Origin of the sequence: Citrobacter sp. Ce129, from assembly GCF_030334545.1 — a bacterium.
GTDB classification, from domain to species: Bacteria; Pseudomonadota; Gammaproteobacteria; order Enterobacterales; family Enterobacteriaceae; genus Citrobacter; species Citrobacter europaeus.
This window is the reverse complement of sequence record NZ_JAOWDS010000051.1, coordinates 77,941-100,842: the sequence shown is the minus strand read 5'-3', so window position 1 is coordinate 100,842 and position 22,902 is coordinate 77,941. Positions and strand designations below refer to the sequence as shown.

Genomic DNA, 22,902 nt, shown 5'->3' with positions numbered 1-22,902 from the left:
CTCAGCTTAAGGAAGGCTCACGCATGCTCCCATCCCGTTCTGCTCCGGCTCCTTTTTACGAAAAGGTCAAACAGGAGATCAGCGAAAAAATTGCCAGTGGTATCTGGCAACCTCACGATCGCATTCCGTCTGAGGCTGAGCTGGTGGCGCAGTATGGTTTCAGCCGCATGACCATCAACCGTGCGCTGCGTGAGTTAACGGATGAAGGTCTACTGGTGCGTTTACAGGGCGTGGGGACGTTTGTCGCCGAACCAAAAGGCCAGTCCGCGCTGTTTGAAATCCGCAGCATCGCGGATGAAATCAACGCCCGTCAGCATCAGCACCGGTGCGAAGTGCTGACGCTGGAAAGAACCCAGGCAAACGCGCAGCAGGCTTTGGTGTTAAACGTCAAAGAAGGCACCTCCATTTTTCACTCTGTCATGGTGCACTTCGAGAACGATTTGCCAGTGCAGATTGAGGATCGCTGCGTGAATGCCGAAATTGTGCCGGAGTATCTGGCGCAGGATTACAGCCAGACCACGCCGCACGCTTACCTGTCGCTGATAGCCCCTTTAACGGAAGGTGAACATATTGTTGAAGCGGTGCGTGCCAGCGCCGAAGAATGTGTACTGCTGAATATCAAAGAACACGATCCCTGCCTGCTAATCCGTCGTAAAACCTGGTCTGCGTCATCCATTGTATCTCATGCCCGTTTGCTGTTCCCGGGTTCCCGCTATCGTCTGCAAGGGCGCTTCATGTCCTGAAAATCGTGATTGCTGCCGCAGTATGGCAAAAATGTAGCTCAGTTGTTAACTGCGATCTTGCGTTTAATTGTATAGACAAGTATATACTTTTAGCTAATGTGACCGTTAATCGTAGGCCTGATAAGACGCGTTAGCGTCGCCATCAGGCGCTGTGCCGGATGGCGGCGTACACGCCTGATCCGGCCTACATTCAGCCTGAGGAGTTTTCTGTCATGTCCCATAGCAAATATCGTCAGCAGGATATTCGTGCCCCACGTGGCACCACCTTAACGGCCAAAAGCTGGCTGACCGAAGCGCCATTGCGCATGTTAATGAACAATCTCGATCCCGACGTGGCGGAAAATCCCCATGAGTTGGTGGTTTACGGCGGGATCGGTCGTGCGGCGCGGGACTGGGAGTGCTATGACGCCATCGTCAACGCGCTGACCAAACTGGAGACCGATGAGACCCTGCTGGTCCAGTCCGGTAAACCGGTTGGCGTGTTCAAAACTCATGACAATGCGCCGCGCGTGCTGATTGCTAACTCCAACCTGGTGCCGCATTGGGCTACCTGGGAACACTTCAACGAACTGGACGCCAAAGGGCTGGCGATGTACGGCCAGATGACCGCCGGTAGTTGGATCTACATCGGCAGCCAGGGCATAGTGCAGGGGACTTATGAAACCTTCGTTGAGGCCGGGCGTCAGCATTATCAGGGGAATCTGAGCGGACGCTGGGTACTGACCGCCGGACTGGGCGGTATGGGCGGGGCGCAGCCGTTAGCCGCTACGCTGGCAGGCGCTTGTTCGCTGAACATTGAATGCCAGCAAAGCCGAATCGATTTCCGTCTGCGTACCCGCTACGTGGACGAGCAGGCGACATCGCTTGACGACGCGCTGGCGCGTATCGACAAGTATACCCGTGAGGGTAAAGCGGTCTCTATTGCACTGTGCGCTAACGCCGCCGACGTTGTACCGGAAATGGTGAAACGCGGTGTGCGCCCGGATATGGTCACCGACCAGACCAGCGCCCACGATCCGCTGCATGGTTATCTGCCGTCCGGCTGGAGCTGGGAAGAATACCAGGCGAAAGCAGTGTCCGATCCTCAGGGCACGGTACAGGCGGCGAAACGTTCAATGGCAACGCACGTCGAGGCGATGCTGGCTTTCAGCAAAATGGGCGTGCCGACGTTTGATTACGGCAACAACATTCGCCAGATGGCCAAAGAGATGGGCGTGGAAAACGCCTTTGATTTCCCCGGCTTCGTACCTGCTTATATTCGCCCCCTGTTCTGTCGCGGCATAGGGCCATTCCGTTGGGTGGCGCTGTCCGGCGATCCGCAGGATATTTATAAGACAGATGTCAAAGTGAAAGAGATCGTGGCTGATGATAAGCATCTTCATCACTGGCTGGATATGGCGCGTGAGCGGATTAACTTCCAGGGCTTACCGGCGCGTATCTGCTGGGTCGGCCTGGAGTGGCGTCAGAAACTGGGGCTGGCGTTTAATGAAATGGTGCGCAGTGGTGAAGTATCTGCGCCGATTGTTATTGGTCGCGATCATCTGGACTCCGGCTCTGTTGCCAGCCCGAACCGCGAAACCGAAGCTATGCGCGACGGGTCAGACGCCGTATCCGACTGGCCGCTGCTGAACGCGCTGCTTAACACCGCCAGCGGCGCGACCTGGGTATCGCTGCATCATGGCGGCGGGGTCGGCATGGGCTTCTCCCAGCATGCCGGGATGGTCATTGTTTGCGATGGCACCGATGAAGCCGCCGCGCGCATCGCCCGGGTATTACATAACGATCCGGCCACTGGAGTAATGCGTCACGCTGACGCCGGGTATGATATTGCGGTTGAGTGCGCCGTCGAAGAAGGGCTGAATTTGCCGATGGTTGCTGCGACGCAGGAGAAACGCTGATATGAACGCCATGACACTCACGCCGGGCCATCTGAGTTTTACCCAGCTACGCGACATCTGGCAGCAGCCGGTTAAACTGAGCCTGGATGCCGGAGCGATTGATGCTATCAACGCCAGCGTCGCCTGCGTCAATAATATTGTCGCTGAAGGCCGTACGGCATATGGCATTAATACCGGCTTTGGCCTGCTGGCCCAAACCCGTATCGCCACGGAAGATTTACAGAATTTACAGCGTTCGCTGGTGCTTTCCCATGCGGCAGGCGTTGGCGAGGCGCTGGACGACGCGATGGTTCGCCTGATTATGGTGCTGAAAATCAACAGTCTGGCGCGTGGTTTTTCCGGCATTCGCTTGAGCGTGATTGAGGCGCTGATTGCGCTGGTAAATGCTGAGGTGTATCCGCTGATCCCGGCGAAAGGATCGGTGGGCGCTTCAGGCGATTTGGCCCCGCTGGCGCATATGTCTCTGACGTTGCTGGGTGAAGGTAAAGCGCGCTGGCAGGGGGAATGGCTCCCGGCGACCGAAGCGCTGAAAAAGGCCGGGCTGGAGCCGATAACGCTGGAAGCGAAAGAAGGGCTGGCACTGCTCAACGGAACTCAGGCGTCCACCGCCTTTGCCCTGCGCGGGTTATTTGAAGCTCAGGAGCTGTTCGCGTCTGCGACGGTGTGTGGGGCGTTAACCACCGAAGCTGTGCTCGGTTCCCGCCGCCCGTTTGATGCCCGCATTCATGCGGCGCGAGGACAGCGTGGACAGATTGATGCCGCAGCACTTTATCGCCATGTGTTGACCGACACCAGCGCGCTTTCCCAGTCGCATCATAACTGTGAAAAAGTGCAGGATCCGTATTCACTGCGCTGTCAGCCGCAGGTGATGGGGGCGTGTCTGACGCAAATGCGCCAGGTATTGGATGTCCTGCTGGTGGAAGCTAACGCGGTTTCCGACAACCCGCTGGTGTTTGCCGAAGAGGGCGATGTGATTTCAGGCGGCAACTTCCATGCCGAACCGGTGGCGATGGCGGCAGATAACCTGGCGCTGGCGATTGCGGAAATCGGCGCGTTATCAGAGCGGCGCATTGCGCTGATGATGGACAAACATATGTCGCAGTTGCCGCCGTTCCTGGTGAAAAACGGTGGGGTTAACTCCGGCTTTATGATTGCTCAGGTAACCGCGGCCGCGCTGGCGAGCGAGAACAAAGCGCTGGCGCATCCGCACAGCGTGGACAGCTTGCCGACCTCCGCCAACCAGGAAGATCACGTATCTATGGCGCCTGCGGCGGGTCGCAGATTGTGGGAGATGGCGGCGAATACGCGCGGCGTGATTGCCGTGGAGTGGCTGGCGGCGTGCCAGGGGATCGACCTGCGCGAAGGGTTAACCTCAAGTCCGCTGCTGGAGCAGGCGCGTCAGGCATTACGTGAACAAGTTGCCCACTATACCCAGGACCGCTTTTTCGCCCCGGATATTGAGTGCGCGACCGAATTGTTAGCGCAAGGAACGTTGCTGAAATTGTTGCCTGAATTTCTGTAGAAAATTGCCTGATGGCGACGCTGACGCATCTTATCAGGCCTACTGTCTGCTTTGTAGGCCGGATGAGGCGAAGCCGACATCCGGCACAACAAAGCTTAGCTAAACATCGCCGTAATCGAGGCGCTGGCGAGCGAATGGAAGTGAACGTTAAATCCGACCATCGCGCCGCTGGCGTCTTCATCGACATCAATACGCTCCACATCCAGCGCGTGAACCGTGAAGATATAGCGATGGGTTTCCCCCTTCGGCGGGGCTGCTCCACCATAACCGGCTTTACCAAAATCCGTACGGGTCTGAATCACGCCATCCGGCACTGCAACCAGCCCGGAGCCGAATCCTTGCGTCAGTACGCGGGTATCAGCCGGCAGATTTACCACCACCCAATGCCACCAGCCGGAGCCAGTTGGCGCATCAGGATCAAAGCAGGTCACGACAAAGCTTTTGGTTCCTGCGGGCACGTCATCCCACGCCAGATGTGGGGAAATATTATCCCCGTCATACCCCATGCCGTTAAAGACGTGGCGATGTCCAAGCTTATCGCCATCGCGCAGATCGTTACTGATTAGTTTCATGCTGACTCCTCTCGTTAGCCAAAAAGTGTAGCCAGAAACCGTGGAGCTTACCGCTGATTAATCGCTAAAAAATGTTGCACTGCGCACAGCCTCGTTCACGGCCAGGGTCAGGCGACGCAACTGATCGGGCTTGATAATGTACGGCGGCATCAGATAAATCAGTTTACCAAATGGTCGTACCCAGACGCCCTGTTCGACAAAGAACTTCTGTAACGCCGCCATATTCACCGGATGGGTGGTTTGGATGACGCCGATGGCGCCGAGTACGCGTACGTCCGCTACCCAACTGGAATCCGCCGCCGGGGCAAGTTCTGCCCACAGCTGCGCTTCAATGGCCGCGACCTGCGAGCGCCACTCGCCGGTTTCGAGTAACGACAGGCTGGCGGAGGCGACGGCGCAGGCCAGCGGATTGCCCATAAAGGTTGGGCCGTGCATGAAGCAGCCCGCTTCGCCGTTGCTGATGGTTTCTGCGACCTGACGCGTGGTCAGGGTTGCTGAAAGAGTCATTGTCCCACCGGTTAACGCTTTACCCAGGCACAAAATGTCCGGAGTGATGTCGGCGTGCTCGCAGGCAAACAGCTTACCTGTACGGCCAAATCCGGTGGCGATTTCATCAGCAATCAGCAGGATCCCTTCACGGTCGCACATTTTACGGATGCGCTTTAACCATTCGGGATGATACATGCGCATACCGCCAGCGCCCTGTACGATTGGCTCAAGGATCACCGCCGCAATCTCGTGGCGATGCGCGGCCATCAGGCGGGCAAAAGGCACCATATCCAGTTCGTCCCACTCGCCGCCCATGCGGCTTTGCGGGGCGGGTGCAAACAGGTTTTCCGGCAGATATCCCTTCCACAGACTGTGCATCGAGTTGTCGGGATCGCAGACCGACATCGCGCCGAAGGTATCGCCATGGTAGCCGTTACGAAACGTCAGGAAACGCTGACGGGATTCGCCTTTAGCCTGCCAGTATTGCAGCGCCATTTTCATTGCGACTTCTACGGCGACCGACCCTGAATCCGCGAGAAAAACACACTCCAGCGCCTCTGGCGTCATCGCCACCAACTGACGGCACAGCGCAATGGCCGGGGCATGGGTAATGCCGCCAAACATCACATGCGACATGGCATCAATCTGCGTTTTCATCGCGGCGTTCAGCTGTGGGTGATTGTAACCGTGGATAGCCGCCCACCAGGACGACATGCCGTCAATCAGCTTCTCACCGCTGGCTAAAATCAATTCACAGCCTTCGGCACGCGCCACCGGATAAACCGGCAGCGGGGAGGTCATGGAGGTATAAGGGTGCCAGATATGGCGTTGGTCAAACGCAAGATCGTCCGTTGTCATAATCGACTTGTAAACCAAATTAAAAAGATTTAGGTTTACGAGTCTACACCAAACTAACAACGAAACGTATACCAATATGGCTCATTCTTCTCGCTGGACAATGTCGCAAGTCACCGAATTATTTCAAAAACCGCTGCTGGATCTGCTATTTGAAGCGCAGCAGGTTCATCGCCAGCACTTCGATCCGCAGCAGGTTCAGGTCAGTACGCTGCTGTCGATTAAGACCGGCGCTTGCCCAGAGGACTGCAAATACTGCCCGCAAAGTTCCCGCTATAAAACCGGTCTGGAAACGGAGCGTTTGATGGAGGTTGAACAGGTACTGGACTCGGCGCGTAAGGCGAAACAGGCCGGTTCAACGCGGTTTTGCATGGGCGCGGCGTGGAAGAACCCTCACGAACGCGATATGCCTTACCTGGAACAGATGGTTCAGGGCGTGAAAGCGTTGGGGCTGGAAGCCTGTATGACGCTGGGCACGCTGGACGAAACTCAGGCCCAGCGCCTGGCCAATGCGGGTCTGGACTACTACAACCACAACCTCGACACCTCGCCGGAATTCTACGGCAATATTATCACCACCCGTTCGTACCAGGAGCGCCTGGATACGCTGGATAAAGTGCGTGAGGCGGGCATTAAAGTCTGTTCCGGCGGAATTGTGGGGCTGGGGGAAACGGTGACCGATCGCGCGGGTTTACTGCTGCAATTAGCTAATCTGCCGACGCCGCCGGAAAGCGTGCCGATCAATATGCTGGTAAAAGTGAAGGGCACGCCGCTCGCCGATAATGACGACGTAGATGCCTTTGATTTCATTCGTACTATTGCCGTGGCGCGCATCATGATGCCGACCTCGTACGTGCGTCTTTCTGCCGGGCGCGAGCAAATGAACGAACAAACCCAGGCAATGTGCTTTATGGCCGGGGCCAACTCGATTTTCTACGGCTGCAAACTGCTTACTACACCCAATCCGAACGAAGACAAAGATTTACTGTTGTTTCGCAAGCTGGGCCTTAATCCGCAGCAAACGGCGGTACTGGCGGGCGATAACGAACAGCAGCAACGCCTGGAGCAGGTGCTGCGTACTCCGGATACTGACGATTACTACAACGCGGCAACCGTATGACCTGGCAGCAAAAAATAGACGATGCGCTAACGGCGCGTCGTCGTGCTGATGCGTGGCGTCAGCGCTATGCGGTGACGCAGGGCGCCGGTCGCTGGCTGCAGGCTGATGGTCGCCAGTATCTGAATTTCTCCAGCAACGACTACCTTGGCTTGAGCCACCATCCGCAGATTATCTGCGCGTGGCAGCAGGGTGCTGAGCGTTTTGGCGTCGGTAGCGGCGGCTCGGGCCATGTCAGCGGTTATTCCGTCGCTCATCAGGCACTGGAAGAAGAGCTGGCGCAGTGGCTCGGCTATTCCCGGGCGCTGCTGTTTATCTCCGGTTTTGCCGCTAATCAGGCGGTCATTGCCGCATTGATGGGAAAAGAGGATCGGATTGTTGCAGACCGGCTCAGCCATGCTTCGCTGCTGGAAGCTGCCAGCCTTAGCCCCGCCGTGTTACGTCGCTTTACCCATAACGACTCGCAACATCTGGAGCGTCTGCTGACTACTCCCTGTCCGGGGCAGCAGCTCGTGGTGACTGAAGGCGTGTTCAGCATGGACGGCGACAGCGCGCCGCTGGCTGAAATTCACGCGGTGGCGAAACGGCATAACGCGTGGCTGCTGGTGGATGACGCACACGGGATCGGCGTGTGCGGCGAGGAAGGGCGCGGCTCCTGCTCTCGACAGCAGGTAAAACCTGAGCTGTTAGTGGTGACGTTTGGCAAAGGGTTTGGCGTTAGCGGCGCAGCAATCCTGTGTTCCGATAGCGTAGCCGATTATCTGCTGCAGTTTGCCCGGCATCTGATCTACAGCACCAGTATGCCCCCGGCACAGGCTCAGGCCTTGCGCGCCGCGCTGGCGGTGATCCGCAGCCGCGAAGGCGATGAGCGCAGAGAAAAGCTGGCGATGCTGATCCAGCGTTTTCGTGCTGGGATTAATACGCCGGACTTAACGCTGGCGCATTCAGACAGCGCTATTCAGCCGCTGATCGTTGGCGATAACCATAAGGCCTTGCAACTGGCACAGACGTTACGGCAACAGGGATGCTGGGTGACGGCGATTCGTCCACCGACGGTGCCGGCGGGTACGGCCAGGCTGCGGCTTACGCTGACCCAGGCGCATGAAGCCCAGGATATCGACAGCTTACTGGAGGTGCTGCATGGCGCAGGTCAATAAGCAGGCGATTGCCGCGGCGTTTGGTCGTGCGGCCACGCACTATGAGCAACACGCTGAGCTTCAGCGTCAGAGCGCCGATGCGTTACTGGCGCGACTCGATGGTCGGGTGTTCTCTCAGGTACTGGATGCGGGCTGTGGGCCAGGCCGTATGAGTCGTTACTGGCGGGAGCAGGGGAGTGAGGTCTGCGCGCTGGATCTGTCGGCGCAAATGCTGACGCAAGCGCAGCGTCATGATGTCGCCCACCGCTATCTGCTGGCGGATATCGAAGCCATTCCGCAGGCCGCCGGTACTTTCGACCTGGCCTGGAGCAATCTGGCCGTACAGTGGTGCAGCGACTTTCGAGGCGCATTAAGCGAGCTTTACCGGGTGGTGCGCCCTTGCGGGGTGGTGGCGTTTAGTACTCTGGCGCAGGGTTCAATGCCGGAGCTTCGTCAGGCCTGGCAGGCGGTTGACGATCGGGAGCATGCCAACCGTTTTTTGCCCGTGGAACAACTGGAAAACGCGCTGCATGGCTGGGATGCGGAATACCAGTCTCATGCCGTCACGCTGTGGTTTGATGATGCGCTGAGCGCCATGCGCTCGCTAAAAGGCATCGGCGCGACGCATTTGCATGATGGACGCGAGCAGCGCGTGCTTACCCGTTCGCAGTTGCGTCAGCTACAGCTAGCCTGGCCCTGTCAGCAGGGGAAATATCCGCTGACTTATCAACTATTTTTGGGAGTGATTCAACGTGACTAACACCTATTTTGTCACCGGGACGGATACTGAGGTGGGTAAAACTATCGCCAGCTGTGCGCTGCTTCAGGCGGCGGGACAGTTGGGGTTACGAACCGTTGGTTATAAACCCGTGGCGTCAGGCAGTGAAATGACGACTGAAGGTCTGCGTAATAGCGATGCCCTGGCATTACAGCGCAACAGCGTTGTGCCGGTGGATTATGCGGCTATCAACCCCTATACCTTCGCAGAACCTACCTCACCGCATATCATCAGCGCTGACGAAGGCCGCCCGATTCAGGCCTCAGTGATATCTGCAGGTTTACGCGCGCTGGAAGAGCAGGCTGAGTGGGTGCTGGTGGAGGGCGCTGGCGGGTGGTTTACGCCGCTTTCGCCAACGCTGAGTTTTGCTGACTGGGTAACAGCAGAGCAACTGCCGGTGATTCTGGTGGTTGGCGTTAAGCTCGGGTGCATCAACCACGCTATGCTGACCGCCCAGGCGGTGCAGCAGGCCGGGCTGAAACTTGCCGGATGGGTTGCCAATGATGTGACGCCACCCGGCAAGCGTCATGCTGAATATATGGCAACGCTCAGACGTGTACTTGCGGCTCCAATGCTGGGGGAAATTCCCTGGCTGGCAGAAGAGCCGGAGCAGGCATCGACAGGGCGTTATATCGATCTTAGCGTTTTATCTCTGGCGTCCCCCAGTCATTGATTAGCGGGTCGCCGAACGGTGTTATTTCCCCCTGAGCCACGTTGCGCCCCCGGTGTAACAAGCAGTAGCAGTCGGCGACCCGACGAATAAACGGCAGGCTCTGCTCCGCGAGCATAATGGCGATGCCAAGCTCCTGGCTTAGCCTCACAATCAGGTTTCCCAACTTGTGGATATACGCCTGGCCACTGCCTCGCGTGGGCTCATCGAGGATCAGCAGGCGCGGGCGAGTGACCAGCGCGCTGGCGAGCGCAAGCTGGTGCTGATTATCCTCTGATAATGCCGCTCCTTTGGCCTGACGTAGTACAAACAGCTGTGGAAACAGGCGGTAAATGTCGCTACTGTTCATCGTTTCGCTTTCTTCAACAGCCTGGCGGGCAATATGCAGATTTTCCTCGACCGTCAGTTGCGAAAAAATCCGTCTTTCTTGTGAAACGGAGTTAATACCCAGCGCAATGCGATTTGCCGCCGGGATCGGACTCAGATCGCGTGGCGGCGCGCCTGCCTGATGCCAGAACATGGTGCCGCTTTCGATCGGTAGGTTGCCGATGATGCAATTGGCCAGCGTAGTCTTTCCCATCCCCGGAAGCCCCAGCACGCCGGTACATTTGCCGGGCAGCAGGTCGAGATCCACATCCCACAATGAGTGCTGATTGCCGTAATAGTGATTCACTGCGCGAAGACTCAACATAGATTTCTCCATCATGATGTTATCCGGCACACGGACAGGTCGTCGGCAGAAAACTGCAATTCTCTTGCCAGAAGAGGGCTTCGGGACAAAAACAGTGGGATAACATGCTAAGTGGGTCGAAATATCTGGTTTGTCAGAAGGAGAGCGCTGTTTTGTGCACATTACCAGTGCCTGGCGGTGCCGTGATGGTGCAGGCAGGAAAATGATGAAAATGCGAGCAAGATCCCGGCCATTCCAGGCCGCTTCGTTAGCTGATAAATATCAAAAAATAGCGATAATTTTTTTTTATGCCATCGGAAAAGGGAGTAAGGGCGTTTTTGCCAGGCTACAGTCCATACGGGCTGGAGGCAGTTATCCACTATTCCTGTGGATAACCTTGTGTATTAGAGTTAGAAAACACAATGTAAGCGAGAGAAGACGCGGCCTGCGACTAAATTGGTGCGAAAGACGGCTCGGGATAATAGTCATTAAATTACAGGATGTTAGATAAAATCAATGGCTGTCGCAGAAGTGTCATGCGTTGCCACAAAACTTTCATCGAGTGGCTTGACAAATGTTAAAAAAGTCATTGCTTTGGGGATAACGCATTTTTACTGGTGTTTTATCTCGCCTGAGGCCAAATTTTAGTCGACCGTCACGGCCGTTCTGATGGCGTATCAGAAATATTATGGCGCGTTACTGTTTTTTCATCCAGTATATTTTACTGGCAAAATATACCACTGCGAGTAAAATTACACACCTGCCCGCCCATTGCTTCAGGTAGCTGCTCATGAGTAAACCGTTCAAACTAAATTCCGCTTTTAAACCCTCTGGCGATCAGCCTGAGGCAATTCGTCGTCTGGAAGAAGGGCTGGAGGATGGTCTGGCGCATCAGACGCTGCTGGGGGTGACAGGGTCGGGGAAGACATTCACCATCGCTAACGTGATTGCGGACTTGCAGCGTCCTACCATGGTGCTGGCGCCCAATAAGACGCTTGCCGCGCAGCTGTATGGAGAGATGAAAGAATTCTTCCCGGATAACGCGGTTGAGTATTTCGTCTCCTACTACGACTATTATCAGCCGGAAGCCTACGTGCCAAGTTCTGACACCTTCATCGAGAAGGATGCCTCGGTCAACGAACACATTGAGCAGATGCGTCTGTCGGCGACCAAAGCGCTGCTGGAACGTCGTGACGTCGTTGTTGTGGCGTCGGTTTCCGCTATCTATGGTCTGGGTGACCCGGATCTGTATCTGAAAATGATGCTGCATCTGACGGTGGGGATGATTATCGACCAGCGCGCGATCCTGCGCCGCCTGGCGGAACTGCAGTATACCCGCAACGATCAGGCATTCCAGCGCGGAACCTTCCGCGTGCGCGGTGAAGTGATCGACATTTTCCCGGCAGAATCCGACGACATCGCGCTGCGTGTGGAACTGTTTGATGAAGAGGTCGAACGTTTATCGCTGTTTGACCCGCTAACCGGGCAGGTCGAATCCACTATTTCGCGCTACACCATTTATCCTAAAACGCACTATGTGACGCCGCGTGAACGTATCGTGCAGGCGATGGAAGAAATCAAAGTTGAACTGGCAGAGCGGCGTAAAATTCTGCTGGCAAATAACAAACTGCTCGAAGAGCAGCGGCTCAGCCAGCGTACGCAGTTCGATCTGGAAATGATGAACGAGCTGGGTTACTGCTCGGGGATTGAAAACTATTCCCGCTATCTCTCCGGGCGTGGCCCCGGCGAGCCGCCGCCGACGCTGTTTGATTACCTGCCTGCCGATGGTCTGCTGGTGGTGGATGAATCCCACGTCACTATTCCGCAAATTGGCGGCATGTACCGCGGTGACCGGGCGCGTAAAGAGACTCTGGTCGAGTACGGTTTCCGTCTGCCGTCGGCGCTGGATAACCGTCCGCTTAAATTTGAAGAGTTCGAGGCGTTGGCACCGCAGACCATCTACGTCTCAGCGACACCGGGCAACTATGAGCTGGAGAAATCCGGTGATGAAGTGGTCGATCAGGTCGTACGACCGACCGGCCTGCTGGATCCGGTTATTGAGGTGCGTCCGGTGGCGACGCAGGTCGACGATCTGCTGTCTGAGATCCGCATTCGTGCGGCGATTAACGAACGTGTGCTGGTCACCACGCTCACCAAACGGATGGCGGAGGATCTCACCGAGTACCTCGAAGAGCACGGTGAACGGGTGCGTTATTTGCACTCTGACATCGATACCGTGGAACGTATGGAAATCATTCGTGACCTGCGTCTGGGTGAGTTTGACGTGCTGGTGGGTATCAACCTGTTACGTGAGGGTCTGGACATGCCTGAGGTCTCACTGGTGGCGATTCTGGACGCAGACAAAGAAGGGTTCCTGCGTTCTGAACGTTCGCTTATCCAGACCATCGGTCGTGCGGCGCGTAATATCAACGGTAAGGCGATTCTCTACGGCGATAAAATTACCGCCTCAATGGCCAAAGCGATTGGTGAAACCGAACGTCGTCGTGAGAAACAGCAACTCTACAACGAAGAACACGGTATTACGCCGCAGGGCCTGAACAAGAAAGTGGTCGATATTCTGGCGTTGGGTCAGAATATCGCGAAGACCAAAGCGAAAGGCAAAGGGAAGTCACGCGCAGGCGCGAAGTCTGAAGTTGTCGAGCTGGATATGACGCCAAAAGCGCTGCAGCAGAAGATTCACGAGCTGGAAGGGCAGATGATGCAGCACGCGCAGAATCTCGAATTTGAAGAGGCAGCGACGATCCGCGACCAGTTGCATCAACTGCGCGAGTTGTTTATTGCGGCATCGTAAGGCGGTGTCGGATGCGGGGTGGATAGCATTCGTAGGCCGGATGCCGGAGCAAATCGTTTTGTAGGCCTGATAAGCAAAGCGCATCAGGCATTGTTTGATGCCGGAGCAATTCGTTTTGTAGGCCTGATAAGCGCAACGCATCAGGCAAATACGTTCAACCTAACGCCTGTACCGCTTTCTCCAGCGCGTTGTGCAATAGCTGGCGGTCATGGCGGTAGGGAATATCGCTGGCTTCCAGCACCTCCTGAATAACCACGCGGTCGGAAACGGTGGATACATCTACTTTCGGGCCCACAACCACCGCATCAATCACTTTTCTGCCAACATACTGTTCAATGATTGCCAGCTTATCGTTAAGTGTCAGGCGGGCTGCTGGCAGGCTTAACTCGCGGCCCAGATTGCCGATGTACACCATCGGAGCGGGAGTGCGACGTAATGCCTGCGCCAGTTCGTCGAGCAGCAGGAGCGGCATCAGGCTGGTGTAAAAACTGCCGGGACCTATCAGAATCAAATCCGCTTCAGCGATAGCTTCTACCGCCTCCCGCGTGGTGGGAACTTTTGGCGACAGCATCAGTTCCTGAGGTGGGATGGTAAGCTGATCGATATTCACTTCGCCATAAACTTCATGCCCCTGATCGTCGATAGCCATCAGATCTACCGGCAGCTCCGACATCGGAATTAAATGCGCGTCAACTTTCAACAGACTACGAATTAAATTGATAGCCTCCAGAGGCCGCACGCTGAGGTGATCGAGCGCCTTTAACATCAGGTTTCCGAGGTTATGCCCGGAAAGTTCGCCATTACCGCCAAAACGATACTCAAACATGGCGGATGCAACGCTGGGTTGAGTGATTAACTGGTTCAGACAGTTACGCATGTCTCCCCAGGCAATCCCGCCTTCAGAGCGGCGAATACGACCTGTCGACCCGCCGTTATCGGTCGTGGTGACGATACCCGTCAGGCGCGAACCTAAAGGGGAAAGAGAGGAGAGAACGCGTCCCAGTCCATGCCCTCCGCCGAGAGCGACAACGCGGTCCAGATCTGCCAGCGTGCGAGTGCGCATAAATTTTCCTGATATCAATTAATCGGCGCTACAGTAACGTAAATAGCGTGTTTTCAGCAATTATCCAGTCGACATCTGCCGTAATTTTTTTCTGCCATCTACTCCTTTCTGACGAGATCCACCTGACGGCAAGATGATGTATATCAATGCAAAACTGTGGTTTTTGCTTATTCTGTAGCGAAATTGCACGATCATGTCGTTATGTATGTATTTATATAGCGAAAGTGTACATGGCAAAAACGTCATTTACACGCTAGTATCGGCATAACCACTAAGTACTCTAAATAATTTGAGTTGCCGAAAGCCAACGCATCTGCAACACGAAGTATGACGAGTATAAACACTCTAGCCTCTGCACCTGGGTCAAATGATACGGTGCTTTGGCCGTGACAATACTTGAAAAAGTTTGTCACCAGGGCGCAGGAAGAAATGACTACGTCTCCCGTATTTGGAAAGGTGTACATGGGCTCTCAACTTACCGATGCTTTCGCACGTAAGTTTTACTACTTACGTTTGTCGATTACCGATGTGTGTAACTTTCGTTGCACCTACTGCCTGCCGGATGGCTATAAGCCCGGTGGGGTCACCAATAACGGCTTTCTGACCGTTGATGAAATTCGCCGCGTTACGCGCGCATTCGCCAGCCTGGGAACGGAAAAAGTGCGTCTGACGGGGGGCGAACCGTCTCTTCGTCGCGACTTCACTGACATTATCGCCGCCGTGCGCGAAAACGACGCCATCCGTCAGATTGCGGTAACCACCAATGGTTATCGTCTGGCGCGCGATGCTGCTGCCTGGCGCGATGCCGGACTGACCGCGCTTAACGTCAGCGTCGACAGCCTCGATGCCCGCCAGTTTCACGCCATTACCGGGCAGGACAAATTTCAGCAGGTGATGGCGGGCATTGACGCCGCCTTTGAAGCCGGTTTTGAAAAAGTGAAAGTCAACACCGTGCTGATGCGCGACGTGAATCATCATCAACTGGACACCTTCCTGGCGTGGGTTCAGCCCCGTCCTATCCAACTGCGCTTTATTGAACTGATGGAAACGGGCGAGGGCAGTTCTCTCTTCCGTAAACACCATATTTCAGGCCAGGTACTGCGCGATGAGCTGCTGCGTCGCGGCTGGATCCACCAGATTCGACAGCGCAGCGACGGCCCGGCTCAGGTTTTCTGTCATCCTGACTATGCCGGCGAAATTGGTCTGATCATGCCTTATGAGAAAGACTTCTGCGCCACCTGCAACCGTCTGCGCGTTTCATCTGTCGGCAAGCTTCATCTGTGTTTATTCGGTGAAGGCGGCGTAAGCCTGCGAGATTTGCTGGAAAACGACGCTCAGCAGCCAGCGCTGGAAGAACGCATTTCAGCCGCGCTGCTGGAGAAAAAGCAGACCCATTTCCTGCATCAGAACAATACCGGTATTACGCAAAACTTATCTTACATTGGCGGCTGATCGCTAAAAGGAGTTTTTCATGAGTCAGGTAAGCGCTGAATTTATCCCGACACGCATTGCTATTCTTACCGTTTCAAGCCGTCGCGGCGAAGAGGATGATACCTCCGGCCATTATCTGCGTGACTCGGCGCAAGAAGCGGGTCATCAGATTGTCGACAAGGCGATTGTCAAAGAGAACCGCTACGCCATCCGTGCCCAGGTTTCTGCCTGGATTGCCAGTGACGATGTTCAGGTGGTGCTTATTACCGGCGGCACCGGGTTAACCGAAGGGGACCAGGCGCCAGAAGCGCTGCAGCCGCTGTTCGACAGAGAAGTCGAAGGGTTTGGTGAAGTATTCCGTATGCTGTCGTTTGAAGAGATTGGCACCGCGACGCTGCAATCCCGGGCGATTGCCGGAGTAGCCAATAAAACGCTGATTTTCGCCATGCCAGGGTCGACGAAAGCGTGTCGTACCGCCTGGGAAAATATCATTGCGCCGCAGCTCGATGCCCGTACGCGTCCGTGTAATTTCCACCCACATTTGAAGAAATAAGTATGTCGCAACTGACTCATATTAACGCCGCTGGCGAAGCGCATATGGTGGATGTCTCCGCCAAGGCGGAAACCGTACGCGAGGCGCGTGCAGAAGCATTCGTGACCATGCGTAGCGAAACGCTGGCGATGATTATCGACGGCAGCCACCATAAGGGCGACGTTTTCGCCACGGCGCGTATTGCCGGTATCCAGGCTGCCAAACGCACCTGGGATCTTATCCCGTTGTGTCATCCGCTGATGCTGAGCAAGGTTGAAGTCAATCTGCACGCTGAACCGGAACATAACCGCGTACGCATTGAAACGCTGTGTCGCCTGACCGGTAAAACCGGCGTTGAAATGGAAGCGTTAACGGCGGCCTCCGTGGCGGCGTTGACCATCTACGATATGTGCAAAGCGGTGCAAAAGGATATGGTGATTGGACCGGTGCGTCTGCTGGCAAAAAGCGGCGGAAAATCGGGCGATTTTAAGGTGGATGCGCATGATTAAGGTTCTTTTCTTTGCTCAGGTACGGGAACTGGTGAATACGGATGCGTTAGAGGTTGCTGCCGGGTTTGCAACGGTAGAAGCCCTGCGCCAGCATCTGGCAGCGCAAAGCGATCGCTGGGCGCTAGCCCTGGAAGACGGTAAGCTGCTGGCGGCGGTAAACCAGACGCTGGTCAGTTTTGACCATCCCCTTAACGCGGGTGACGAAGTGGCTTTCTTCCCGCCGGTAACCGGAGGCTAAGATGGCTGAAACGCGAATTGTTGTTGGCCCTGCGCCGTTCAGCGTTGGGGATGAGTATCCCTGGCTGGCCGAGCGTGATGAAGACGGCGCGGTCGTCACTTTCACCGGTAAAGTGCGCAATCACAATCTCGGTGATAGCGTGCGGGCGTTAACGCTGGAACACTATCCGGGAATGACTGAAAAAGCGCTGGCGGAGATTGTCGACGAGGCGCGTTCGCGCTGGCCGCTGGGTCGGGTGACGGTAATTCATCGCATTGGCGAACTGTGGCCGGGTGACGAAATCGTTTTTGTTGGCGTGACCAGTGCGCATCGCAGCAGCGCGTTTGATGCCGGGCAGTTCATTATGGATTACCTGAAAACTCGCGCGCCGTTCTGGAAGCGCGAGGCTACGCCGGAAGGTGAGCGCTGGGTTGATGCCCGCGACAGTGATAAGCTAGCAGCAAAACGCTGGTAGAGTACAATTGTTGTAGGCTCATACTGATTCAGGAGATTGTCATGGACCGATTCCCACGATCCGATTCTATTGTACAGGCCCGTTCCGGCCTGCAAACGTATATGGCGCAGGTGTACGGCTGGATGACCTGCGGACTGTTGCTGACGGCGTTTATCGCCTGGTATGCGGCAAATACGCCCGCGGTGATGATGTTTGTCTTCTCCAGCAAAATCACCTTCTTTGGCCTGATCATCGCTCAACTGGCGCTGGTGTTTGTCCTGTCCGGCATGGTGCAAAGGCTCAGCGCAGGTATGGCGACAACGCTGTTTATGCTCTATTCGGCATTAACCGGTTTGACGCTATCAAGCATTTTTATCGTCTATACCTACTCGTCTATCGCCAGCACCTTCGTGGTCACCGGCGGGATGTTCGGGATCATGAGTCTGTATGGCTACACCACCAAACGCGATTTGAGCGGCTTCGGCAATATGCTGTTCATGGCGCTGATCGGTATTGTGCTGGCCTCGCTGGTTAACTTCTGGCTCAAGAGCGAAGCGCTGATGTGGGCGGTAACCTATATCGGGGTGATTGTGTTTGTTGGTTTGACCGCCTATGACACGCAGAAGCTGAAAAATATCGGTGAGCAGATCGACCTGCGCGACAGCTCCAATCTGCGTAAATACGCGATTCTTGGAGCCCTAACGCTGTATCTGGACTTCATCAACCTGTTCCTGATGCTGCTGCGTATTTTCGGCAATCGTCGTTAATCGTCTGTTGCCGGATGGCGCTGCGCTTATCCGGCCTACAGTTGTGTATCGAAAGTAGGCCGGATAAGGCGTTAAGCCGCATCCGGCAAATCATTTCGCCATCGCCTTCTCGTTTTTTACCCGCAGCTTTTTCGCCCGACTCTCCAGCAGCAAATAACACACCAGCGCCAGCAGTAGCGGAATAAAATAGTACAGCACGCGATACGCGAGCAGCGCGGCAATGATCGTGCCCTGAGACGTGTCCTCTCTTGCCAGCAGCGCCATAAACACCGCCTCCAGCACGCCAATTCCCGCCGGAATATGTACGATAACGCCGGCAATACTGCTCACCAGTAGCACGCCCAGCACGAAGAAATAGTTAATATTCTGACCCAGCAACAACCAGATAATCGCCCCCATTACCATCCAGTTAGCCCCGGATATTGCCATTTGTGCGAGGGCAAATTTCCAGGAGGGTAGCACCAGTTTTTGGCCCTTGATGGTGATGTGGCGATGTTTAGCGAAGGCGCAAAACCACAGATAAACGCCAATTATCAACAGCAGCGCAATGCCTAAGATACGCAGCGTACCTTCATCGATATACCAGTGCGCGGGCAGTTCGACGACGCCGAAAGTAAAAATAAAACCGCCCAACAGAATATAGCCCAGCCAGTTGGTGGTAATGCTCAGTGAAAAAATTCGGGTAATTGTGCTCCCCGGCAACCCGAGACGTGAGTAGAGCCGATAGCGCATCCCAATACCGCCCACCCAGGTGCTTAACGTCAGGTTGAAGGCGTAACAGATAAACGACACCAGCATGACCTGGCGTTTTGCCAGCTTGTGCCCACAGTAGTAGCGCCCGAGCAGGTCATAACAGCCGTAAAGTAAATAACTGACGATCACCAGCCCCACGGCACTGAGCAGGGCAATCCGGTTATAATCGCGGATTACCGTCCACACTTCCTGCCAGTTGACCTTGCTGGCATAAACGACCAGCAATACGATCACCGCAATAAAAAAAAGCCATGTGAGGATCTTTTTCGCTGACCGCCAGCGTCGGTGGTTTTTTGTCATCAGGTTTTCCCTCCTGCATCCTCAGTTTGTATACGGTCCTGGGTTTCCAGAGCGGGCTGTGCGGGCGGCTCTACCTCGGCCAGAAGCGGGGTATGCGCCGGCAGCCAGCCGACCAGCGCCGGGAAGTGGCGTAAGAAGTGGAAGGCCAGTACGCTCTTTGTCAGGTTCCACCAGGTGCGTTTTGGCAGCATAGATTCGTCAACCCGCTTGCAGTCCTTGGCAATAATGGGATTCAGGTTGTCACGCAGGGTCTGGTTAAATGTGCGGTCATGAATAATCAGATTTGCTTCCAGATTCAGCGACAGGCTCAGCGGATCGAGATTGCTGGAGCCCACCGTCGCCCAGTGATCGTCCATCAGCGCTACTTTGCCATGCAGAGGTTTACGACGGTATTCATAGACATGGACGCCGCCCTTGACCAGATAGTTATACAACAGGCGGGCGCCCACTTTTACAATCGGCATGTCCGGTTCGCCCTGCACGATGAGCTTTACCCGAACGCCGCGCCGCGCTGCTTTACGCAGGGCATGCAGCAGGCGATATCCGGGAAAGAAATAGGCATTGGCGATAATCACTTCCCGCCGGGCCTGGGTCAGCATTTTCAGATAATGGCGTTCAATATCATCGCGATGCTCTTCGTTATCGCGCCAGACGAACAGCGCCTGCGCTTCGCCGGGACGATGATTGTCGATTGCCCGGTGATGACGTCGCCACCAGCGGCGTACGGCGCTTTGCCCGGGCAGGTTTTCCAGTGCAAAATTCAGAATGTCAGCAACGACTGGACCTTCAACACGCACGGCGTAATCCTGCTTGGCCTCAGGGCCGTAATCAGACATATGTTCAGCGGAGTAATTGATGCCGCCGACAAAGGCAACACGATCATCAATGACCACAATTTTGCGATGCATACGGCGAAAGAGATTGGTGCGCATTCCAAACAAACGTGGACGCGGATCGTAGTAGCGGAAAACAACGCCGGCTACGGTGAGCTCTTCGACAAAACTGTCGCTAAGATCCGGCGAGCCGTAGCCATCCAGCAGCACCTCTGCTTTGATTCCTCGCTGGGCGGCCCCGAGTAGCGCGGCATGCAGCTGTTTTCCGACCGCATCCTCAAACCAGATAAAGGTTTCGAGGATAATTTTTTGCTGCGCCTGCTCAATGGCCTCAAAGACGGCGGGATAAAATTGATCGCCGTTTTCCAGCAGTTGTATTTGATTGCCTTCACGCCAGCCATATTTCATAAATGAATCTCCGCACTCAGTGGGGCATGATCGGACAAATGTCGCCAGTGGCGCAGCGCCAGCGTCGTTGGGGTACTGGCATTGGCGTTTTTCACGTAGATCCTGTCCAGACGCAGCAGGGGAAACTGCACCGGAAAGGTTCGCGCCGGGCGACCGTGGGCGCGGGTAAAAATCTCATCAAGGCCGGCCCTGGCTTTCAACGGGCGATTGGCCGTTTGCCGCCAGTCATTAAAATCTCCGGCGATCACCACGGGCTCCGTGTCGGGCAGGGCGTTGACCCAGTCTGCCAGCATAGCGAGCTGGGCCTGGCGGTGAGCTTCACGCAAACCGAGATGCACGCACATCACATGGATGGGGTGGGAGAGCATTGGCGGTACGATTCGGCAGTAAAGGACCCCGCGCTTTTCACTCGCGCCGACGGAAACATCACGATTTTCATAATGCTCAATGGGATACCGCGACAGCACCGCATTACCGTGATGTCCCTGCGGGTATACGGCGTTACGCCCGTAGGCGAAGTCGCTCCACATCGTGTCCGCCAGAAATTCGTAGTGGCTGGTATCCGGCCAGTTCTCAATATGCAACGAATGAGCTTCGTGCGCGCCCATGACTTCCTGCAGACACACAATGTCTGCACCAACCGTTCTGACAGCCTCCCGTAGCTCAGGCAAAATAAAACGCCGGTTGAAGGCGGTGAACCCTTTGTGAGTATTAATGGTGAGCACATTGAATGAAAATTGAACTCCCGATCCGCTCATGAGCCTCCCGATGGCGTCACTTCCTAAATAAAATAGTGTAGTCGTCGTCACAAAAAGATGCGGTGTTGCGGAATTTTCCGTAAAGTCCGGTACTCTGAACAATTAGTCGAAAATCCTTCAGGAGAATAGCCATGAGGTGGCAACAACGTGTTCGTGTCGCAACGGGTCTAAGTTGCTGGCAGATAGTGTTGCATTTACTGGTAGTGGCGTTGCTGGTAATGGGCTGGATGAGCGGCACGCTGGTGCGCGTCGGCCTGGGATTATGCGTCGTTTACGGCGTAACGGTTTTATTAATGCTGGCCTTGCAACGTCACCATGAACAGCGCTGGCTCGACGTCGCTGACGTGCTGGAAGAGCTGACTACCACGTGGTATTTCGGTGCCGCGATGATCGTACTGTGGCTGCTGTCGCGTGTGTTGCAAAATAACGTCTTGCTGGCACTGGCGGGGCTGGTGATCCTTGCCGGACCCGCCGTGGTCTCGCTGCTGGCGAAAGACAAAAAGCTACATCACCTTGCGTCTAAACATCGCATACGCCGCTGAGCCGGTCGTGGCCGCTATCACTAATAGCGGCCACAAACTTCCCCAGACAATCTGCAGACTCGCATCCTTCAGGTAAATTTGTTTGGTGATGTCCGTAAAATGACGGATTGGGTTTATCCACGTCAGATTCTGCAACCAGACCGGCATGTTTTCGACCGGTGAAACATAGCCCGAGAGTAAAATCGCTGGCATCATAAACACAAACACCCCGATAAACGCCTGCTGCTGGGTGGCGCACAGCGATGAAATCAGCAGACCAAAGCCGACCAGCGACAGCCCGTAAATTACCATCGTGAAATAGAACAACCCCAGTGAACCGGCAAATGGGATGTGATAAGCCCAGATGCCGATCGCCAGCACAATGGTGGCCTGAAAAGTTGCCACAATTAACGCAGGCACCGCTTTGCCGATGAAAATCTGCCAGGTGGTAAGCGGGGAAACCAGCAGTTGATCCAGCGTGCCTTGCTCGCGCTCGCGGGCAACCGAGAGCGAGGTGACGATCATTACGCCGATAGTGGTGATCATGGCGATCAGCGACGGAACCACAAACCATTTATAATCCAGATTCGGGTTATACCAGTTACGCACTACCAGCTCGCTGTTATTCGGCTTCGGCTTGCCGTCCATTAGCTCCTGCTGATACTCCTTAACGATTTGCTGCAGGTAATTAGCGGCAATTTGCGCGCTGTTGGAGTTACGTCCGTCGAGGATAATCTGCATGGGAGCCTGCTGGAAGGTATCCAGATTACGCGAAAAGTTAGCCGGGAAACGCACCAACAGCAGGGCTTTTTGCGTGTCGATGGTGGGCTGGATCTCCTGCGGACTTTTCAGCAGCAGAACATGCGTAAAGGCGCTGGCGCGGGCGAAGCGCTGGGTGAGCTCCACCGAATGTTTACCGTTATCTTCGTTATAGATAGCGATAGTCGCGTTGGTGACTTCCAGCGTTGCCGCGAACGGGAACAGGATAACCTGAATCAGCACCGGTAAAATCAGAATGGCTCGCGTCTGCGGTTCGCGTAACAGCGATTGCAGCTCTTTGCGAATTAATGTCCATAATCGATGAAACATGCCCG

The 22,902-nt window shown here is 55.3% G+C and carries 23 protein-coding genes and 1 riboswitch; of the genes, 15 read left to right on the top strand and 8 right to left on the bottom strand.

What is annotated here, in order from left to right:
• Positions 1–23: 23 nt before the first annotated feature.
• The 3 genes from OGV77_RS02540 to hutH all read left to right on the top strand — a co-directional run bounded on the left by OGV77_RS02540 (position 24) and on the right by hutH (position 4,163).
• Positions 24–743, top strand: coding sequence for a histidine utilization repressor (locus tag OGV77_RS02540; RefSeq protein ID WP_043015663.1), 720 nt, complete (start codon positions 24–26; stop codon positions 741–743).
• 212 nt (positions 744–955) lie between these two features.
• Complete coding sequence (gene hutU / locus OGV77_RS02535; RefSeq protein ID WP_087051699.1) at positions 956–2,641, top strand: urocanate hydratase; 1,686 nt, start codon at positions 956–958, stop codon at positions 2,639–2,641.
• A 1-nt stretch (position 2,642) separates the two neighbouring features.
• Positions 2,643–4,163: a histidine ammonia-lyase gene (hutH, locus tag OGV77_RS02530; RefSeq protein ID WP_087051523.1), complete on the top strand. Its 1,521-nt coding sequence runs from the start codon at positions 2,643–2,645 to the stop codon at positions 4,161–4,163.
• A 95-nt stretch (positions 4,164–4,258) separates the two neighbouring features.
• Here hutH and OGV77_RS02525 read toward each other — a convergent pair whose 3' ends face one another.
• Positions 4,259–4,735, bottom strand: coding sequence for a kinase inhibitor (locus OGV77_RS02525; RefSeq protein WP_043015665.1), 477 nt, complete (start codon positions 4,733–4,735; stop codon positions 4,259–4,261).
• 57 nt (positions 4,736–4,792) lie between these two features.
• Positions 4,793–6,082: an adenosylmethionine--8-amino-7-oxononanoate transaminase gene (gene bioA, locus OGV77_RS02520; protein ID WP_043015666.1), complete on the bottom strand. Its 1,290-nt coding sequence runs from the start codon at positions 6,080–6,082 to the stop codon at positions 4,793–4,795.
• Positions 6,083–6,158: 76 nt separating this feature from the next.
• Between bioA and bioB the strand changes: the two genes are divergently transcribed.
• Genes bioB through bioD form a run of 4 tightly spaced genes read left to right on the top strand, consistent with a single transcriptional unit; the run spans position 6,159 to position 9,783 of the window.
• A complete protein-coding gene (gene bioB, locus OGV77_RS02515) occupies positions 6,159–7,199 on the top strand; it encodes a biotin synthase BioB (protein ID WP_087051522.1) in 1,041 nt (346 codons plus the stop codon).
• The gene (gene bioF / locus OGV77_RS02510; RefSeq protein WP_087051521.1) at positions 7,196–8,353 is read left to right on the top strand and encodes an 8-amino-7-oxononanoate synthase; all 1,158 of its coding nucleotides are present in this window, start codon (positions 7,196–7,198) and stop codon (positions 8,351–8,353) included. The genes bioB and bioF overlap by 4 nt, the downstream gene beginning before the upstream one ends.
• Entirely contained in the window at positions 8,337–9,092 is a 756-nt protein-coding gene (bioC, locus tag OGV77_RS02505) for a malonyl-ACP O-methyltransferase BioC (RefSeq protein ID WP_087051519.1), read from the top strand. The genes bioF and bioC overlap by 17 nt, the downstream gene beginning before the upstream one ends.
• Positions 9,085–9,783: a dethiobiotin synthase gene (gene bioD / locus OGV77_RS02500; RefSeq protein WP_043015670.1), complete on the top strand. Its 699-nt coding sequence runs from the start codon at positions 9,085–9,087 to the stop codon at positions 9,781–9,783. Before bioC ends, bioD begins: the two co-directional genes overlap by 8 nt.
• On the opposite strand, the gene OGV77_RS02495 is transcribed toward bioD, so the two are convergent.
• Positions 9,749–10,471: an ABC transporter ATP-binding protein gene (locus OGV77_RS02495; RefSeq protein WP_043015671.1), complete on the bottom strand. Its 723-nt coding sequence runs from the start codon at positions 10,469–10,471 to the stop codon at positions 9,749–9,751. The genes bioD and OGV77_RS02495 overlap by 35 nt on opposite strands.
• Before the next feature lie 769 nt (positions 10,472–11,240).
• Here OGV77_RS02495 and uvrB point away from each other — a divergent pair.
• Positions 11,241–13,262, top strand: coding sequence for an excinuclease ABC subunit UvrB (uvrB, locus tag OGV77_RS02490; protein ID WP_075144956.1), 2,022 nt, complete (start codon positions 11,241–11,243; stop codon positions 13,260–13,262).
• A gap of 154 nt (positions 13,263–13,416) precedes the next feature.
• On the opposite strand, the gene yvcK is transcribed toward uvrB, so the two are convergent.
• Complete coding sequence (gene yvcK / locus OGV77_RS02485; RefSeq protein ID WP_286502599.1) at positions 13,417–14,325, bottom strand: uridine diphosphate-N-acetylglucosamine-binding protein YvcK; 909 nt, start codon at positions 14,323–14,325, stop codon at positions 13,417–13,419.
• 329 nt (positions 14,326–14,654) lie between these two features.
• Positions 14,655–14,800: riboswitch (molybdenum cofactor riboswitch) on the top strand.
• Here yvcK and moaA point away from each other — a divergent pair.
• The 6 genes from moaA to OGV77_RS02455 all read left to right on the top strand — a co-directional run bounded on the left by moaA (position 14,788) and on the right by OGV77_RS02455 (position 18,235).
• A complete protein-coding gene (gene moaA, locus OGV77_RS02480; RefSeq protein WP_043015675.1) occupies positions 14,788–15,777 on the top strand; it encodes a GTP 3',8-cyclase MoaA in 990 nt (329 codons plus the stop codon). Its footprint overlaps the riboswitch before it by 13 nt.
• Positions 15,778–15,796: 19 nt before the next feature.
• Positions 15,797–16,309, top strand: a complete 513-nt coding sequence (moaB, locus tag OGV77_RS02475) for a molybdenum cofactor biosynthesis protein B (RefSeq protein ID WP_043015676.1) — start codon at positions 15,797–15,799, stop codon at positions 16,307–16,309.
• A gap of 2 nt (positions 16,310–16,311) precedes the next feature.
• Positions 16,312–16,797: a cyclic pyranopterin monophosphate synthase MoaC gene (moaC, locus tag OGV77_RS02470; RefSeq protein ID WP_003035188.1), complete on the top strand. Its 486-nt coding sequence runs from the start codon at positions 16,312–16,314 to the stop codon at positions 16,795–16,797.
• A complete protein-coding gene (moaD, locus tag OGV77_RS02465) occupies positions 16,790–17,035 on the top strand; it encodes a molybdopterin synthase sulfur carrier subunit (protein ID WP_043015677.1) in 246 nt (81 codons plus the stop codon). Before moaC ends, moaD begins: the two co-directional genes overlap by 8 nt.
• A gap of 1 nt (position 17,036) precedes the next feature.
• Entirely contained in the window at positions 17,037–17,489 is a 453-nt protein-coding gene (gene moaE, locus OGV77_RS02460) for a molybdopterin synthase catalytic subunit MoaE (protein ID WP_043015678.1), read from the top strand.
• Positions 17,490–17,530: 41 nt separating this feature from the next.
• Positions 17,531–18,235, top strand: coding sequence for a Bax inhibitor-1/YccA family protein (locus OGV77_RS02455; protein ID WP_003831536.1), 705 nt, complete (start codon positions 17,531–17,533; stop codon positions 18,233–18,235).
• Positions 18,236–18,325: 90 nt separating this feature from the next.
• Here the strand turns inward: OGV77_RS02455 and OGV77_RS02450 are convergent, their stop codons facing one another.
• From OGV77_RS02450 to OGV77_RS02440, 3 genes are read right to left on the bottom strand one after another with little or no spacing between them, the layout of a single operon-like run.
• Entirely contained in the window at positions 18,326–19,288 is a 963-nt protein-coding gene (locus tag OGV77_RS02450; RefSeq protein WP_087051517.1) for a lysylphosphatidylglycerol synthase domain-containing protein, read from the bottom strand.
• Positions 19,288–20,529, bottom strand: a complete 1,242-nt coding sequence (gene clsB / locus OGV77_RS02445; RefSeq protein WP_043015680.1) for a cardiolipin synthase ClsB — start codon at positions 20,527–20,529, stop codon at positions 19,288–19,290. Before clsB ends, OGV77_RS02450 begins: the two co-directional genes overlap by 1 nt.
• Positions 20,526–21,287, bottom strand: a complete 762-nt coding sequence (locus OGV77_RS02440; RefSeq protein WP_047412486.1) for an endonuclease/exonuclease/phosphatase family protein — start codon at positions 21,285–21,287, stop codon at positions 20,526–20,528. Before OGV77_RS02440 ends, clsB begins: the two co-directional genes overlap by 4 nt.
• 131 nt (positions 21,288–21,418) lie before the next feature.
• Here OGV77_RS02440 and OGV77_RS02435 point away from each other — a divergent pair, with 131 nt between their 5' ends.
• Positions 21,419–21,829, top strand: a complete 411-nt coding sequence (locus OGV77_RS02435) for a YbhQ family protein (protein ID WP_087051516.1) — start codon at positions 21,419–21,421, stop codon at positions 21,827–21,829.
• Here the strand turns inward: OGV77_RS02435 and OGV77_RS02430 are convergent.
• Positions 21,791–22,897 carry an ABC transporter permease gene (locus tag OGV77_RS02430; RefSeq protein ID WP_008784194.1) on the bottom strand — a complete coding sequence of 369 codons (1,107 nt, stop codon included), beginning with the start codon at positions 22,895–22,897 and terminating at the stop codon, positions 21,791–21,793. The two genes, OGV77_RS02435 and OGV77_RS02430, sit on opposite strands and share 39 nt — an antisense overlap.
• Between the last annotated feature and the right edge of the window lie 5 nt (positions 22,898–22,902).

What these genes read in the sequence shown, in the direction of transcription:
- OGV77_RS02455 (WP_003831536.1), top strand. Translation starts at nt 17,531, where the DNA reads ATGGACCGATTCCCACGATCCGATTCTATTGTACAGGCCCGTTCCGGC.
- OGV77_RS02525 (WP_043015665.1), bottom strand. Translation starts at nt 4,735, where the DNA reads ATGAAACTAATCAGTAACGATCTGCGCGATGGCGATAAGCTTGGACAT.
- moaC (WP_003035188.1), top strand. Translation starts at nt 16,312, where the DNA reads ATGTCGCAACTGACTCATATTAACGCCGCTGGCGAAGCGCATATGGTG.
- OGV77_RS02495 (WP_043015671.1), bottom strand. Translation starts at nt 10,471, where the DNA reads ATGTTGAGTCTTCGCGCAGTGAATCACTATTACGGCAATCAGCACTCA.
- OGV77_RS02430 (WP_008784194.1), bottom strand. Translation starts at nt 22,897, where the DNA reads ATGTTTCATCGATTATGGACATTAATTCGCAAAGAGCTGCAATCGCTG.
- bioB (WP_087051522.1), top strand. Translation starts at nt 6,159, where the DNA reads ATGGCTCATTCTTCTCGCTGGACAATGTCGCAAGTCACCGAATTATTT.
- OGV77_RS02540 (WP_043015663.1), top strand. Translation starts at nt 24, where the DNA reads ATGCTCCCATCCCGTTCTGCTCCGGCTCCTTTTTACGAAAAGGTCAAA.
- moaE (WP_043015678.1), top strand. Translation starts at nt 17,037, where the DNA reads ATGGCTGAAACGCGAATTGTTGTTGGCCCTGCGCCGTTCAGCGTTGGG.
- uvrB (WP_075144956.1), top strand. Translation starts at nt 11,241, where the DNA reads ATGAGTAAACCGTTCAAACTAAATTCCGCTTTTAAACCCTCTGGCGAT.
- bioF (WP_087051521.1), top strand. Translation starts at nt 7,196, where the DNA reads ATGACCTGGCAGCAAAAAATAGACGATGCGCTAACGGCGCGTCGTCGT.
- moaD (WP_043015677.1), top strand. Translation starts at nt 16,790, where the DNA reads ATGATTAAGGTTCTTTTCTTTGCTCAGGTACGGGAACTGGTGAATACG.
- hutU (WP_087051699.1), top strand. Translation starts at nt 956, where the DNA reads ATGTCCCATAGCAAATATCGTCAGCAGGATATTCGTGCCCCACGTGGC.
- bioA (WP_043015666.1), bottom strand. Translation starts at nt 6,082, where the DNA reads ATGACAACGGACGATCTTGCGTTTGACCAACGCCATATCTGGCACCCT.
- clsB (WP_043015680.1), bottom strand. Translation starts at nt 20,529, where the DNA reads ATGAAATATGGCTGGCGTGAAGGCAATCAAATACAACTGCTGGAAAAC.
- OGV77_RS02440 (WP_047412486.1), bottom strand. Translation starts at nt 21,287, where the DNA reads ATGAGCGGATCGGGAGTTCAATTTTCATTCAATGTGCTCACCATTAAT.
- bioC (WP_087051519.1), top strand. Translation starts at nt 8,337, where the DNA reads ATGGCGCAGGTCAATAAGCAGGCGATTGCCGCGGCGTTTGGTCGTGCG.
- yvcK (WP_286502599.1), bottom strand. Translation starts at nt 14,325, where the DNA reads ATGCGCACTCGCACGCTGGCAGATCTGGACCGCGTTGTCGCTCTCGGC.
- moaB (WP_043015676.1), top strand. Translation starts at nt 15,797, where the DNA reads ATGAGTCAGGTAAGCGCTGAATTTATCCCGACACGCATTGCTATTCTT.
- OGV77_RS02450 (WP_087051517.1), bottom strand. Translation starts at nt 19,288, where the DNA reads ATGACAAAAAACCACCGACGCTGGCGGTCAGCGAAAAAGATCCTCACA.
- OGV77_RS02435 (WP_087051516.1), top strand. Translation starts at nt 21,419, where the DNA reads ATGAGGTGGCAACAACGTGTTCGTGTCGCAACGGGTCTAAGTTGCTGG.
- hutH (WP_087051523.1), top strand. Translation starts at nt 2,643, where the DNA reads ATGAACGCCATGACACTCACGCCGGGCCATCTGAGTTTTACCCAGCTA.
- moaA (WP_043015675.1), top strand. Translation starts at nt 14,788, where the DNA reads ATGGGCTCTCAACTTACCGATGCTTTCGCACGTAAGTTTTACTACTTA.